We start from the raw sequence: 14,399 nt of genomic DNA, 5'->3' as shown, positions 1-14,399 counted from the left end.
CCGACATTGCGGGTCAGTTTGCTGCCCGTGGGACTTGGGTTTTTCGTTACACCGCGTAGACTCACCACCCGTGATTCAGCTTGAGCAAGTGACGAAGACGTACCCGAAGGCGTCCCGGCCATCGCTCGATGAGGTATCGGTCTCGATCGAGAAGGGTGAGTTCGTCTTCTTCATCGGTCCTTCCGGATCCGGCAAGTCGACGATCATCAAGCTGCTGCTGCACGAGGTGACTCCCAGTAAGGGAAAGGTCGTGGTCAACGGCCGCGACGTCACCGGAATGCGTTCTTGGAAGATCGCGAACTTCCGGCGCTCGATCGGCTGCGTCTTCCAGGACTTCCGGCTACTGCCCAACCGCACCGCCTACGAGAACGTGGCGTTCGCCCTCGAGGTGATCGGCAAGACCAAGGCGGTCGCCCGCCGGGTCGTGCCCGAGGTGCTGGAGTTGGTCGGCCTCGGCGGCAAGGAGCACCGCTACCCGCACGAGCTCTCCGGTGGTGAGCAGCAGCGTGTCGCGGTGGCGCGGGCGTTCGTGAACCGGCCGTTGATCCTGCTGGCCGACGAGCCCACCGGAAACCTCGACCCGGACACGTCGATCGAGATCATGCGTCTGCTGGACCGGATCAACCGAACCGGTACCACGGTCGTGATGGTCACCCACGACTCCAACATCGTCAACCAGATGCGCCGACGCGTCATCGAGATCGAGAGTGGTCGCATCGTGCGCGACCAGGCCCGTGGCGTCTACGGCTGAGCCGCCCGCCCGGACGGCCGAACCGGCCCTGACCTGACGACGAACGACCCTCTGCGGAGATCCGGAAGGAACCCCCGATGCGCGTGAAATACGTCCTGTCCGAGGTGTTGGTCGGACTGTGGCGCAACGTGACGATGACCATCGCGATGATCATTACGATGGCCGTGTCGTTGACGATGCTGGGTGCCAGCGGCCTGATGTACCTACAGGTCGACACCATGAAGAAGTTCTACTACGACAAGATCGAAGTCGCGATCTTCCTGAAGGTCGACGTACCGGATGAGCAGCGCGACGGCATCAAGGGTGAACTTGAGGCCGATCCACTGGTCGACGGCGTCATCTTCGAGTCCGGCGAGGACGCGTACAACAAGTTCAAGCAGATGTTCGCCGACGCGCCCGACCTGGTGAACGCGGTCAAGCCGGAGCAGCTTCCCGAGTCCTTCCGGGTCAAGCTGAAGAACCCGGAGGAATACCAGGCGGTCTACGACAAGTACAAGGACACCGAGGGCGTCGACGAGATCGTCGACCAGCGACGACTGCTGGACAAGATCTTCAACATCCTGAGCGCGGTGCAGAAGATGGGCCTGGTGGCCGCCTCGATCATGGCGATCGCAGCCCTGCTGCTGGTCGGTAACACGATCCAGGTGGCCGCGTACAGCAAACGACGCGAAGTCGCGGTCATGAAACTCGTCGGTGCGTCCAACTGGTTCATCCAGGCGCCGTTCGTACTCGAGGCGGTGGTCGCCGGTCTCATCGGCGCACTTATCGGCTTCGGTGCGTTGGTGCTCGGCAAGGTGTTCCTGCTCGACGGTTCACTGCGGGACCTGACCGACCTGCTCACCCCGATCGAGTGGGGCCGGGTGCTGCTGATGCTCCCGCTGATGGCCGGCGTAGGCAGCCTCGTCAGCGCCGTCACGGCCTGGATCACCCTCCACTTCTACCTGCGGGTCTAACTTCGGGTACGGCGATCCAGCCGACAAAACACGCACATCGGTTAAAAGGGCCCCTGGTTGCGCGAAAAGCGCTAACCGGGGGCCCTTCGGTACGGGGTAGCATTGCGCGGCCGTCAGACAGTGACGGCCGGTCGACCAGTGAGAGGGGTGGCGCGGATGCCACGGGAGAAGGGGCGGAAGGTTGTCGCCTCCAACCGGAAGGCGCGCCACGACTACGCCATCCTCGACACGTACGAGGCGGGCATGGCGTTGACCGGCACCGAGGTCAAGTCGCTCCGGGCCGGACACGCCTCACTCGTGGACGCCTTCGCCCAGGAACGTGACGGCGAGATCTACCTGCACGGCATGCACATCCCGGAGTACACCCAGGGCACCTGGACCAACCACGAGCCTCGCCGGACCCGGAAACTGCTGCTCAACCGGATCGAGATCAGCCGCATGCTGGGCAAGCTGAAGGAGACCGGTCTGACCCTGGTCCCGCTCTCGGTCTACTTCTCCGACGGCTGGGCCAAGGTGGAGATCGCTCTGGCCCGGGGTAAGAAGTCCTACGACAAGCGGCAGGACCTGGCCAAGCGGGACGCCGACCGGGAAATCCAGCGGGCGGCGGGCCGGCGCGGCAAGGGTATGGACTGAGCCGGTCCCGGTGCCAGCCGGGGCTGAGCAGGCAGGACGCGCCGCAGCGGTATCCGGAATGAAGTCGGCGGCGCGAGGCGTTAAGGTTGGGGTGGTCGCCGTACCGTGGCGGCCCTGTCTAGGGGGTGACTGGTTTCGACTTCGTACGCTGCGTCAGGGGAAGCGAGCCGAGGAAGCCGACGTCGTCTCGTGAATCGGTCGTCGGAAACCAATAAGCGCCAAGCAAAATCGCGCTGACTTCGCTCTCGCCGCCTGAGGCGAGTAGCAAGTCTGTCGGCCTGGGAGCGCCTTCGTCCCAGTCTGCCGGCATCAGCTAGAAGGCTGGCCAATCGAACCCGGTCGCGGGGTTCGTGCGGCGAGACTAATCAGCGACTGGGCCCGTCACACCAACTCGCTCGCGTGAGCGGTGGGGCCGAGTAGAGGCATAGCGAGCTGCGCTCGGAGAAGTCCTGACAATCCGACGAAGGACCCGGGTTCGATTCCCGGCACCTCCACTACAGGCCCTGCGCCCCGGTCCCCGGACCGGGGCGCAGGGTCGTTTCCGTACCCGGTCGGGCCGATCTCACGGTCGTTCACCCGACCCGCCGAGGTCGATCCGAGCAGATCCCGCGCCTTCGGGGCTGGACAGCGGTGGTCCGGGGGATTCACCATCAGCTCAGGCGGTAGGCGCTCAAGGAGGTGCGTCATGGTGACCGGCCCGATCCAGCACCCGGTGGCGGCGTTCCCGATCGGCGAGCCGGCCGTCCTGCGGGCGGCGCGGCGGCAGCGCGTACGGCTGCTCCGCGAGATCCACTCCTTCGAACAGGCGTTGGCCAGCCCGGCCGGCGACCCCGACTGGCGACCCCGGGTCACCCTTCGGCTGAGCGGGCTGCGCGGCGAGTTCGCCGAACACGTGCGGCTGACCGAGGGGCGCGACGGGCTCTTCGCCGAACTGCTCGACCGGGCACCCCGACTCTCCCGCAACGTGCACGTACTGCTGCGTGAGCACGCCGCCGTGGCCGCCGTACTCTCCGCGTTGCAGCGCCGGGCCGAGCTGCCGGAGGCCACCGCCGAGGAGTTGCGGAGCTGGGCCGGTGACCTGTTGCGGGAGCTTTCCCGGCACCGGCAGCGCGGAGCGGATCTGGTCTACCGGGCGTACGGCACCGACATCGGCGCCCCGGCCTGATCCGCACCGTCGATCCGGCAGGTGTTGGGAACCCGACAGAGGCGGCGTACGTCTGATCGACATGCGACGTTTTCCCGCCCCGCTGGGCCTCGCGATGTTGATGATCCTCGCCGGCTGCGCCCAGCCGGGTGAACCGTCCGGCCCCGGAGCCTCGCCCGACCAGCGGGACGAGGCGTTCCAGCAGCGTGCGACCGAGGTCGCGCAGGTGTGGCAGGCGGCGTCGCGGCCGGACTGGCGCACCGGCTACGTCCCCCTGCAGGACCCGACGATCGTGCCCGCTGGCGCGACCTTCGGCGAGGAGACCAAGCAGGCGTTCCTCGCCGGCTGGTACCGGGAGCGGGTGGCGATGCCACCGGCCGTACCGGCCGACGGCACGATCACCTTCCCGGACGGGACCCTGAGCGTGCCGCTGGTCAGCGCGGCCGAGGCGTACCGCCAGCTCGACCAGGGTGATCCGCCGCCGTGCCCCGGTCGACCGGCGCAACCACCACCCGTCCCGAGCGGAACCGGGCCGGACGGCACGGTCAGCGGCCCGGCGTCGACCGCGTGCACCCCGCTCACCGTGAGCAAGGTGGAGCTGGGCACCGCGACGGTCCGTACCAGCCGGGGCGAGGCGACCGTGCCGGCCTGGCTCTTCACCGTGGACGAGCTTCGCACCACGATCGCCCGGGTGGCGGTCGCCCCCGGCGCGACCGGCACCCTGCCGGAGGCGCCCGGCCCGAGCGGCAGCCTGCCCAAGGGGCTGGTGGGCGCGCAGGACCTGGTCGCGGTCGACGGGGCCAAGCTCACCTACCGCCTCGGCGTCGGCGCCTGCGACACCCAGGTCACCCCGCTCGTACGCGAACAGGACGACCTCGTGCTGGTCGGCGGTACGGCCGTCCGCTCGGACGGGATCTGCACCGACCAACTGCTGCTGCAACCGGTCACGGTGAACCTGGAGCAGCCGCTCGGTGCCCGTACCGTGCTCGACGCCGCCTTCGGGCGGCCCCTGATCCTGACCTCGGCCCGCTGAACCGTCGGCGGGCGCCGGGACAGCCGCGCCCCGCGCGGCCCGCCCTGGTCCGTCGGCGGTCTCCCTGCCACCGGCGGATCAGGGTCGTCCGGCCTCCAGAATGGTCCGTGCGGCTCGCGGAAGCTCGATCGGGAGGGTGGGGCCCCCTCTGGCCACCGCCCGCACGGGCACAACCGTTCCGGCGCCTGCGTGCCGGCACGGCGACGCGACGACGGCGTCTGCCAACGGGCGCCTAGGCGAGTGTCGGACCCGATGTCAAGGTGACCCGGATCACGCTCCGAACCCCGCCGGATGCCCGATGGTCACTGGCCGTCCAGACCTTAGCCAGCGACAGTCGTGCAAGCTATGGTGCGAGGCATGGCGTTGACTGCGCGCATGGTCGCGTTTGAGAGTGTGGATCCGGTATGGCCGGCGTTGCTCGGTCCTTCCCGTGACTGCGTACCCGAGTAGCAGATGTCCGGCGTACAGGGTGAGGGCCAGGCGATCGGGGGGCGGGCCATGGCGTCGATGACCGGGCAACTGCTGGTCGCGACCCCGTCTCTGAAAGACCCCAACTTCGACCGTACGGTGGTGCTGCTGGTCGCCCACGAGCCCGGCGGCGCCCTCGGTGTGGTGCTGAACCGGGCGACCGAGGTACCGGTCGCGGACGTGCTCGGCGCCTGGGGCAGCCTGGCCGGTGAGCCGGCGGTGCTCTTCGAGGGTGGGCCGGTGCAGCCCGAGTCGGCGATCTGCCTGGCCCGGATGCGGACCCCGGTGCGCCGGGTGAAGGGATTCCACCAGGTCTCCGGTGCGGTCGGCACGGTCGACCTCTCCGTCGACCCCGACCGGCTCGGCGAGGCCATCTCGGGGATAAGAGTCTTCGCCGGCTATTCGGGCTGGTCGCCCGGGCAGTTGGAAACGGAGATCGAGAGCGGCTCCTGGTTCGTCCTGGACGCGCTGCCCGGTGACGCGTTTGTCGACCGGCCGGACGACCTGTGGCCGATGGTGCTGCGCCGCCAGGGCGGCATGATGGCGGCGGTGGCACATTTCCCGCCGGACGTGGCACTGAACTAGCTGGTCGGAGCGAGGAGCCGGACCCACCCCCCTCCGAGATGACCAACGGACCGGGGATGTGTACTATTCAGCAAGTGCCTGGGAGACCGGGGACAAAAGCAAGGGGCCGTGGCGCAGCTGGTAGCGCACCACACTGGCAGTGTGGGGGTCAGGGGTTCGAGTCCCCTCGGCTCCACCCTTGAGTGATGCCCTGATCGGCACCCAATTCGGGCCGACCAGGGCATCGCTGTTTATCGGTTTCTTTCCGTGCCCATTCGCCGGATCAATTCGACCCGTCATTCACCGACAAGGTCACGGCGGACCGCGATGACGGCACCGACGACCGCCAGGGCCGCCCAGCCGGCGAAGATCAGCAGATTGAGCCGGTCGCCGACGCCGGCCTGGAGGAAGGCGCTGAACGGCAACGGCTTCTCCAACCGACCGAACAGCCCCTCGACGAGGACGAACCAGACGCCGAAGCTGAGGAAGAGCCAGGTCGGACGGCGGAAGATCGCCGCGCTGGCGGCGGCGAACACGGCCATCAACGGCGCTACGACCAAGGTTTCCCGATAGTGCTCGACATGACCGTTGACGAGCACGGTCACCCCACTGACGGCGGCGAAGCCCACGGTCACGACCACGCTGGCGACGAGCTGTCCGGCCAGCACCAGCAGCCGATCAGGGCGGGCCAGGTGCAGCAGGACGGCGGTCCGGTGCTGGTAGTGCTGGGCTGTCTGCGCGGTGGCGAGACCGAACGCGCCGAGCCCGACCAGGAGTTTCCAAAAGTCGACGCTCAGCCACCCGAGCAGCGTCGTGAGAACACAGAGGACGGCGATGGAGAGCCAACTCGACCGGATCGTCGCCGCCCGGTGCAACTCGCCACGGACGAGGGCGATCACCGGCTCGCCGCCAGGCTGAGGAAGACCTCTTCGAGGTTCGGCACGTCGGCGGTCAGTTCGTAGACGGGAACCCCTACGCGCAGCGCGATCCTGCCCGCGTCCTCCGCGGAGAGTCCGGTCACCTCCAGGGTCCGCCCGTCCGTGCCGACCCGGGCACCGGCCCTCTCGTACGCCTGCCAGAGCCGCCCGGGGTCTTCGCCACGGATCCGGAGTCGGGTGGTCGTGCGACCGTACAGGTCGGCCAGTGGCGCCGCACACCTGATCCGGCCCTTCGCGATGATCACGACATCGTCGATGAGCTGGGCCAACTCGGCGAGCAGGTGGCTCGAGATGAGCACGGTCCCGCCCCGGCGAGCCTGCTCGCGGAGGAGTTCCCGCAGCCAGGCCATGCCTTCGGGATCGAGGCCGTTCGCCGGCTCGTCGAGGACGAGCACCTGAGGGTCGCCCAGGAGCGCGGTCGCCACCGCGAGGCGCTGCCGCATGCCGAGCGAATAACCACCGGTACGCGTGTCGGCGGCGTGCGCCAGGCCGACGTACTCGATCAACCGGTCGACCCTGGCGCGGCTCGCGCCGACGAGGATCGCGTGGCTGACCAGGTGGGCGCGACCGGTCTGGCCCGGATGGCTGATGCCCTGTTCGAGCACGGCGCCGACCTCCTGGAGCGGATGGGCGAGGTCACGGTACGACCGGCCGTTGATCAGTGCGGTGCCGGAGGTCGGGCGGACCAGGCCGAGCAGCATCCGCAGACACGTCGTCTTACCCGAGCCGTTGAGCCCGAGGAAGCCGGTGACACGGCCAGCCGCCGCGCTGAGGGTGACGCCCTCGACGGCCGGTACGGAGCCGTACCACTTGGTGAGCGCGCTCGTCTCGATCATCCGTGGGTCCGACCGCCGTGCGACCCGGGCCATACCCGTCCCTGTCCGCGGCATCCCTGTCCCTGGCGGGGGAGGTGCGGGGTCATGTCCTGGCTCCGGTTTCCGGTGGTCGCTCGGAGGTGAGGCGTCCGAGGAGTTCGACGAGGCGGGCGAGGTCGTCGGTCGACCAGTCCCGGGTACGGGCGTAGAACTCCTTGCCGCGCTCCTCGAGCGTCGCGGCGACGCTTTCCTGGCCTTCGGGGCTCAGTCGCACGATGATGCTGCGCCGGTCGTCCGGAGCGGGTGAGTCCTCCAACAGTCCGAGTGACCGCATCTTGCCGATCAGGGTGCTGGTGGAACTGCGGTCCATCCCGACGGCCTCGGCGACCTCGCTCGGACGTGCCGGCCCGAAGGCGTAGAGCCAGCGCGCGATGTGGAACGCGGCCGGTTGCAGTCCCGGGTGGAAGTGCGTGGCGCTGCGTTCACTCAACGCGCGGGTCGCGCTGATCAGCGCGTTGATCCGTTCGCCGAGAGCCAGCTCGACCTGGTGTCGGCGTTCGGCCCCGGCACCGGAAGTAGTTTGCATATCCGAACCATATCAGCTTAGGTGGTGGACATATGCAAACTGCCTCGTCGGCAGAGCTTCCGCGTCCACCATCCCCGGACAGGACCGTCATGGAACCCACGATCGTCATCACCGGCGCCACCAGCGGGCTCGGTCGCCTTGCCGCCATCACCCTCGCCCGGCGAGGCGCGCGTGTCGTCATCACCGCCCGAAGTCAGGAGAAGGCGGAACAGGTCTGTCGGGAGATCGGCACCGACCGGGTCGACGTCTTCCTCGGTGACTTCACCCGGCTCGACGACGTTCGGCGTATCGGTCGCGAGATCGCCGACCGCTACGAGCGTGTCGACGTGCTCGTCAACAACGCCGGCATTCACGCCTTCCGGTCGCGTACCACCCCGGACGGCTATCCGGAGATGATCGCCGTCAACTACCTCGCACCCTGGCTCCTGACCCACGAACTGTTGGCGCCCCTGCGCCGTGCGCCTGCAGCCAGGATCGTGAACGTCGCCTCCGAAGCGTCCCGCCGCCACGGCACCCTGCGCATCCCACAGGACCTCACCGAGACGATCCCGTTCAATGCGCGAGGATCGTCAGCGCACTACGGAAAGACCAAACTGCTCGACATCATGTTCACGACGGAACTCGCCCGCCGTCTGGCCGGCACCACCGTCACCGCCAACTGCGTCGATCCCGGCTTCAACACCACCGGTCTCGGCCGGGAACTGCGGTTTGCCGGCACCCTGGAAAAGGTGCTCGTCCAACTCGGGATCGGCGACCCGGCGCGCGGTGCCGGCCTCATCGTCGCCCTCGCCACCGACCCGCGTTTCGCCGGGCTCTCCGGCGGCTACTACACCGTCCGGGGAACCCGTCGAATCCAGCCCACGGCGCCCGGGGACGACCCCGTCCTGCAAGCCCAACTCTGGCGCGAAACCCAGCAACTCCTCCTGCCTCATCTCGGCTGAAATCCCGACAAGCCCTTGATGATCGCGAAGAGTTTGGCCGGCTATAGCGAGCCGAACTCTTCGTGATCAAGGGAAGACCCGTTTGTTGGCTCTACCGGAACCAGGACGGCGGTGCCGGACCAGTCGATGTCTTGGTGTGCCAGGGCTCGGTACGGCTCGCCATCGTCGTCCAAGGTGCACAATGCGGCGTAGTAGCGGCCGAAGCCGAAGCCGCCTGCGGTGAGGGTGGCCAACGCCCACGGGTGCAGTCCTTCGCTCAACCTGTTCGGGTTGAGGCGGTCGACCTTGACCTCGATCGTCCCGAGCAGGTCGTAGCGCTCGTCTGCCGTGGAGTTGGAGGCGTTGCGTGTCGCGGCGAGCAGGCGGGCGTGGTGGCACCAGTATTCCCAGTTGTTTTCGGCCGAGTTCCTGCGCTTCCTCGGTTACGAAGCGGGAGCCGATCATATCCGTGGCTACCACAACGAGTTGCTGCACGGGCTCTTGCAGACCGAGGCGTACGCCCGCGCCGTGATCCGAGGTGGCAGCACGTACGTCAGGTTGACCGAGATGGACCGTCGGGTTGGTGTGCGGATGGCCCGTCAGGCCCGGCTCGACGGAGTCCACCCGCTGCGCCTGACCACCGTCGTCGCCGAGGGAGCGTTGCGGCAGCAGGTCGGTGGGCCGGACGTGATGCGGGCGCAACTCGAACACCTGCTCGGGCTCGGCACCGAGCGGCCCGAGCAGATCGAGATCCGGGTGATGCCGTTCGCCGCCGGGGCGCATCCCGCTCCCGGTGGACCGTTCCAGATCCTCAGCTTTCCGTCGCTCCGGCTGCCCGATCTGGTGTGGCAGGAGGTGTTGACCTCAACCGACATCATCGATCAGTCGACCAGGGTGGCGGACTACTCGGTGACCTTCGAGGAGGCACGCGAGCGCGCGTTAAGCTCGGCGGAGTCGCTGGCGTTGATCCGGTGGATCGCCAAGGAGATGAGGTGACCCCCCTCGACAGATCCTCGGACCCTGGCTGGTTCAAGTCCACCCGCAGTTCGGACAACGCAGCCTGTGTCGAGGTGCGGTTTGTTGGTGGGGCGGTGGGCGTACGCGATTCGAAGGACCGTGGTGGGCCGGTGCTGGCGTTCCGCGCGACCACCTGGACCGGCTTCCTGGCCGCGCTCAAGGCCGGGACGGTCTGACGCTCGGGGCGCCGCGTCCCACCCGGTCAGCCGCGACTGGCGTGCAGGTAGACGGTGACGGTGTCGGCTGAGTCGAGGCCGAGCAGCAACGATCGGTACGTGCCGTCGCTGGTCGGTTCGTTCTCTTCGAGTCCGGAGACGGAAACGTGGCTCTCCGGGTCCCAGAGGTTGCCGCCACCGACGTTGTGCGCCTCGGTGATGGCGCGCAGGCCCGGCGTCAGCGGGGCGGTGAAGTCACCCGAGGTCATGAACGCGTCGACCCCGGCACGCGGGATGCGGAACTTTGCCGCCAACATCGTGTCCAGGCCGTTGCTGTAGGCGGCGGCGAGGAAGACCGTGCCGGGCGGCAGCGTCACGTGTGCGACCGCTTCCACCTGGGACGCGGTGGCCGCCTCCGGCTCGGACTGCAACCGCACCAGGTCCGTTCCCGGCGGAAGGACCGCCAGCCCGCACGAGATCAGCGAGATCACCAGACTGATGCCGGCCAGCACGAGCGCGACAGTGCCCCGGCGGTTCGACCCGACCGAAGAGGCGGAGGGGGTCGCGGTTGGGGGAGCGGAGGGGGCTGCGGTTGGGGGAGCGGAGTCGGTCACCGGGGCACGATACGGGTCCGATCGCCCGGTCGGGGACCCGCTGATGGAGAAGATCCGCATTTGCTCGGGCTCGTCCTGCGTGGGCTGTGCGCCGGCCAACCGGCACCCGCCTACGCTCTTACGGAACGCGCAGCGCCGCGCGGGTGACGTACGGGACGCGGTGGTGCCGCGCTGGCGATGGAGGAACACGGGTGGCGGATCACGGACAGGGCTTGCGAGAGCTGCTTGAGCAGCGGATTCTCGTACTCGACGGGGCCTGGGGCACGATGCTCCAGGGCGCGGGGCTGACGGCGGCCGACTACCGGAGCGAACGGTTCCGTGACCACGGGCACGACCTGACCGGCGACCCGGACCTGCTGAACCTGACCCGGCCGGACCTGATCCTCGACGTACACCGGCAGTATCTGGCGGCCGGCGCGGACATCACCACCACCAACACCTTCACCGCGACCAGCATCGGCCAGGCCGACTACGGCCTCGAAGCCGAGGTGCGGGAGATGAACCTGGCCGCCGCCCGGCTCGCCCGGCAGGCCGCCGACGAGGCCGGTGGGCGCTTTGTCGCAGGCTCGGTCGGCCCGCTGAACGTCACCCTCTCGATCTCGGCCCGGGTGGACGACCCGGCGCACCGGGCGGTCACCTTCGACCAGGTCAAGGCAACGTACGCGGAGCAGATGCTGGCCCTGGCCGACGGCGGCGTGGACCTGTTCCTGATCGAGACGATCTTCGACACGTTGAACGCGAAGGCGGCGCTCGCGGCGGCCCGTGAGGTGGCGCCCCAGGTGCCGATCTGGCTCTCGGTCACGATCGTCGACCTGAGCGGCCGTACCCTCTCCGGGCAGACCGTCGAGGCGTTCTGGTCCTCGGTCGAGCACGCGAAACCGCTGGTCGTCGGCGTGAACTGCGCGCTCGGGGCGAAGGAGATGCGCCCGCACGTGGCCGAGCTGTCCCGGCTGGCCGAGCAGACGTACGTCGGCAGCCACCCGAACGCGGGGCTGCCGAACGCGTTCGGCGGCTACGACGAGCAGCCGCAGGACACCGCCCGGCAGTTGCGCGAGTTCGCCGAGTCGGGCTTCCTGAACGTCGCCGGTGGCTGCTGCGGCACCACCCCCGCGCACATCGAGCGGGTCGCCGCCGCCGTCGCCGGGGTGGCCCCGCGCCGACTGCCGAGGCGTCAGCCGCGCACCCGGTTCAGCGGGCTGGAGCCGTTCGAGATCGGCCCCGACACCGGGTTCGTGATGATCGGCGAGCGGACCAACGTGACCGGCTCGGCCCGGTTCCGCCGGCTGATCGAGGCGAAGGACTACCAGGGCGCGGTCGAGGTGGCGCTGGAGCAGGTCCGGGGCGGCGCCAACCTGCTCGACGTGAACATGGACGCCGACCTGCTCGACGGCGAGCAGGCGATGACCACCTTCCTCAACCTGATCGCGACCGAGCCGGAGGTGGCCCGGATCCCGATCATGGTTGACAGCTCGCGCTGGAGCGTGCTGGCGGCGGGGCTCGCCTGCGTACAGGGCAAGGGCGTGGTCAACTCGATCAGCCTCAAGGAGGGCGAGGAGTCCTTCCTGGCCCAGGCTCGGCACATCCGCGAGGCCGGTGCGGGCGTGGTGGTGATGGCCTTCGACGAGCAGGGCCAGGCCGACACCACCGAGCGCAAGGTGGCCATCTGCGGGCGGGCGTACGACCTGCTCACCCGGGAGGCCGGCTTCGCGCCCGAGGACATCATCTTCGACCCGAACGTGCTCGCCGTCGCCACCGGCATCGAGGAGCACAACGGGTACGCCAAGGCGTTCATCGACGCGCTGCCGCTGATCCACGAGCGCTGCCCGGGGGTGCGTACCAGCGGCGGCATCTCCAACCTCTCGTTTGCCTTCCGGGGCAACGACGTGGTCCGCGAGGCGATGCACTCGTCGTTCCTGTTCCACGCCATCCGGGCCGGGCTGGACATGGGCATCGTCAACGCCGGCCAGCTTGTCGTCTACGAGAACATCCCGGCCGACCTGCTCGAACTCGTCGAAGACGTGATCTTCGACCGGCGGCCGGACGCCACCGACCGGCTGGTGACCTTCGCCGGTACGGTCACCGGCTCGGGCACCCGGCGCGAGCGTGACCTCGCCTGGCGGGAGGGGACGGTGCGTGAGCGGCTGGGGCACGCGCTGGTGCACGGCATCGTCGACTTCATCGAGGAGGACACCGAGGAGGCCCGGCTCCTGCTCGACCGGCCGCTGGACGTGATCCAGGGACCGCTGATGGACGGCATGAAGATCGTCGGCGACCTCTTCGGCGCCGGCAAGATGTTCCTGCCCCAGGTGGTCAAGAGCGCGCGGGCGATGAAGCGCTCGGTGGCGTACCTGGAGCCGTTCATGGAGGAGGAGAAGGAGGCCGCGCTGCGGGAGGGGCGGACCGACGGCGGCCGGGTGCAGGGCAAGGTGGTGCTCGCGACGGTCAAGGGCGACGTGCACGACATCGGCAAGAACATTGTCGGGGTGGTCCTGGGCTGCAACAACTACGACGTGATCGATCTCGGGGTGATGGTGCCGGCGGCGAAGATCCTGGACACCGCCGTCGCCGAGGGCGCGAACGCGATCGGCCTCTCCGGGCTGATCACCCCCTCCCTGGACGAGATGATCAGTGTCGCCCGGGAGATGGAACGGCGGGGCCTCAAACTGCCGCTGCTGATCGGCGGTGCCACCACCTCGAAGCAGCACACGGCGGTCCGGATCGCGCCCGCGTACGCCCAGCCGACCGTGCACGTGCTCGACGCGTCCCGGGTCGTCGGCGTTGTCGCCGACCTGTTCGACCCGGAGCGGGTCGAGGAGTTCGACCAGGCCAACCGGTTGGACCAGGAACGGCTGCGGGAGCAGCACGCGGCCAAGGAACAGCGGACCCTGCTGTCGCTCGCCGACGCCCGGACCCGGGGTGAGCGGCTCGACTTCGCCGACCTGCCGACGCCGGACTTCACCGGGATCCGGGTCGTCACGCCGGACCTGACCGTGCTGCGCGGTTACATCGACTGGCAGTTCTACTTCTCCGCCTGGGAACTCAAGGGCAAGTTCCCGGGCATCCTGGAGCAGCCGGCCGCCCGCGAGTTGTACGACGAGGCCAACGCCCTGCTGGACGAGATCATCGCGGGCGGGTTGTTCGAGGCGCGCGGGGTGTACGGCTTCTGGCCGGCGCACCGCGAGGGCGACGACGTGGTGGTCGACGGCGGCCCCCGCTTCCCGATGCTGCGCCAGCAGGCGGCCTGGGGCGACGCCCGGCCGAACCGGTGCCTCGCCGACTACGTCGCCACCGAGGGCGACCACCTCGGCGCCTTCGCGGTGTCGATCCACGGCGCCGACCAGCTTGCCGCCAGGTACGAGGCCGAGCAGGACGACTACCGGGCGATCTCGGTCAAGGCGCTGGCCGACCGGCTAGCCGAGGCGTGCGCCGAGTACGTCCACCTCGAAGCCCGCCGCGCCTGGTACGAGCCGGGGGTGGAGCCCGACCTGGCCGACCTGCACGCGGAACGGTTCCGGGGCATCCGTCCGGCCTTCGGCTACCCGGCCAGCCCCGACCACTCCGAGAAGGCGAAGCTCTTCGACCTGCTCGACGCGCGGGCGCTCGGCATGGACCTCACCGAGTCGTACGCGATGACCCCGGCGGCCAGCGTCAGCGGCCTGCTCTTCGCCCACCCCGGCTCGCGTTACTTCGCGGTCGGCCGGATCGGCCGGGACCAGGTCGAGGAGTACGCCGCCCGCAAGGGCGTGCAGCCCGCCGAGGCGGAGCGCTGGCTGCGCCCCAACCTCGGCTACGAGCCGACGGAGTGACG

14 protein-coding genes, 1 tRNA gene and 1 other RNA gene are annotated in these 14,399 nt (G+C 69.0%); 12 read left to right on the top strand and 4 right to left on the bottom strand.

Features of this window, described 5'->3' with window-relative positions:
• Positions 1 to 70 precede the first annotated feature (70 nt).
• The 8 genes from ftsE to ACI2K4_RS11345 all read left to right on the top strand — a co-directional run bounded on the left by ftsE (position 71) and on the right by ACI2K4_RS11345 (position 5,742).
• Positions 71 to 751: a cell division ATP-binding protein FtsE gene (ftsE, locus tag ACI2K4_RS11380; protein WP_404510397.1), complete on the top strand. Its 681-nt coding sequence runs from the start codon at positions 71 to 73 to the stop codon at positions 749 to 751.
• A gap of 77 nt (positions 752 to 828) precedes the next feature.
• Positions 829 to 1,704 (top strand): permease-like cell division protein FtsX, encoded by an 876-nt coding sequence (gene ftsX / locus ACI2K4_RS11375; protein ID WP_404510396.1) that lies wholly within the window; start codon positions 829 to 831, stop codon positions 1,702 to 1,704.
• Between the two features lie 156 nt (positions 1,705 to 1,860).
• Entirely contained in the window at positions 1,861 to 2,337 is a 477-nt protein-coding gene (gene smpB, locus ACI2K4_RS11370; protein ID WP_404510395.1) for an SsrA-binding protein SmpB, read from the top strand.
• Positions 2,338 to 2,458: 121 nt separating this feature from the next.
• Positions 2,459 to 2,834: a transfer-messenger RNA gene (gene ssrA, locus ACI2K4_RS11365) on the top strand.
• 188 nt (positions 2,835 to 3,022) lie between these two features.
• On the top strand, positions 3,023 to 3,502 hold the full coding sequence (locus tag ACI2K4_RS11360) for a hypothetical protein (RefSeq protein WP_404510394.1): 480 nt from the start codon (positions 3,023 to 3,025) through the stop codon (positions 3,500 to 3,502).
• A gap of 61 nt (positions 3,503 to 3,563) precedes the next feature.
• Positions 3,564 to 4,514, top strand: a complete 951-nt coding sequence (locus tag ACI2K4_RS11355; protein ID WP_404510393.1) for a hypothetical protein — start codon at positions 3,564 to 3,566, stop codon at positions 4,512 to 4,514.
• Between the two features lie 453 nt (positions 4,515 to 4,967).
• Entirely contained in the window at positions 4,968 to 5,567 is a 600-nt protein-coding gene (locus ACI2K4_RS11350; RefSeq protein WP_404510392.1) for a YqgE/AlgH family protein, read from the top strand.
• Between the two features lie 102 nt (positions 5,568 to 5,669).
• Positions 5,670 to 5,742, top strand: a tRNA-Ala gene (locus ACI2K4_RS11345).
• Positions 5,743 to 5,842: 100 nt separating this feature from the next.
• Here the strand turns inward: ACI2K4_RS11345 and ACI2K4_RS11340 are convergent.
• From ACI2K4_RS11340 to ACI2K4_RS11330, 3 genes are all read right to left on the bottom strand, one after another.
• Positions 5,843 to 6,445, bottom strand: coding sequence for a hypothetical protein (locus ACI2K4_RS11340; RefSeq protein WP_404510391.1), 603 nt, complete (start codon positions 6,443 to 6,445; stop codon positions 5,843 to 5,845).
• The gene (locus tag ACI2K4_RS11335) at positions 6,442 to 7,320 is read right to left on the bottom strand and encodes an ABC transporter ATP-binding protein (RefSeq protein WP_404510390.1); all 879 of its coding nucleotides are present in this window, start codon (positions 7,318 to 7,320) and stop codon (positions 6,442 to 6,444) included. Before ACI2K4_RS11335 ends, ACI2K4_RS11340 begins: the two co-directional genes overlap by 4 nt.
• 82 nt (positions 7,321 to 7,402) lie before the next feature.
• Positions 7,403 to 7,885 (bottom strand): MarR family winged helix-turn-helix transcriptional regulator, encoded by a 483-nt coding sequence (locus tag ACI2K4_RS11330; RefSeq protein WP_404510389.1) that lies wholly within the window; start codon positions 7,883 to 7,885, stop codon positions 7,403 to 7,405.
• Positions 7,886 to 7,974: 89 nt separating this feature from the next.
• On the opposite strand from ACI2K4_RS11330, the gene ACI2K4_RS11325 reads away from it, so the two are divergent.
• From ACI2K4_RS11325 to ACI2K4_RS11315, 3 genes are all read left to right on the top strand, one after another.
• Complete coding sequence (locus ACI2K4_RS11325) at positions 7,975 to 8,826, top strand: SDR family NAD(P)-dependent oxidoreductase (protein ID WP_404510388.1); 852 nt, start codon at positions 7,975 to 7,977, stop codon at positions 8,824 to 8,826.
• A 390-nt stretch (positions 8,827 to 9,216) separates the two neighbouring features.
• A complete protein-coding gene (locus ACI2K4_RS11320; RefSeq protein ID WP_404510387.1) occupies positions 9,217 to 9,801 on the top strand; it encodes a DUF5753 domain-containing protein in 585 nt (194 codons plus the stop codon).
• Positions 9,798 to 9,998, top strand: coding sequence for a DUF397 domain-containing protein (locus ACI2K4_RS11315; RefSeq protein WP_404510386.1), 201 nt, complete (start codon positions 9,798 to 9,800; stop codon positions 9,996 to 9,998). The genes ACI2K4_RS11320 and ACI2K4_RS11315 overlap by 4 nt, the downstream gene beginning before the upstream one ends.
• Before the next feature lie 26 nt (positions 9,999 to 10,024).
• Here ACI2K4_RS11315 and ACI2K4_RS11310 read toward each other — a convergent pair whose 3' ends face one another.
• Complete coding sequence (locus tag ACI2K4_RS11310; protein WP_404510385.1) at positions 10,025 to 10,489, bottom strand: hypothetical protein; 465 nt, start codon at positions 10,487 to 10,489, stop codon at positions 10,025 to 10,027.
• 314 nt (positions 10,490 to 10,803) lie between these two features.
• Between ACI2K4_RS11310 and metH the strand changes: the two genes are divergently transcribed.
• The gene (metH, locus tag ACI2K4_RS11305; RefSeq protein WP_404510384.1) at positions 10,804 to 14,397 is read left to right on the top strand and encodes a methionine synthase; all 3,594 of its coding nucleotides are present in this window, start codon (positions 10,804 to 10,806) and stop codon (positions 14,395 to 14,397) included.
• The last annotated feature ends 2 nt before the right edge of the window (positions 14,398 to 14,399 follow it).

The organism is Micromonospora sp. NPDC050397 (assembly GCF_044901685.1).
GTDB lineage: Bacteria > Actinomycetota > Actinomycetes > Mycobacteriales > Micromonosporaceae > Micromonospora_G.
Note: the sequence above shows the minus strand (reverse complement) of the source record. Positions and strands in the feature narration are given on the sequence as shown.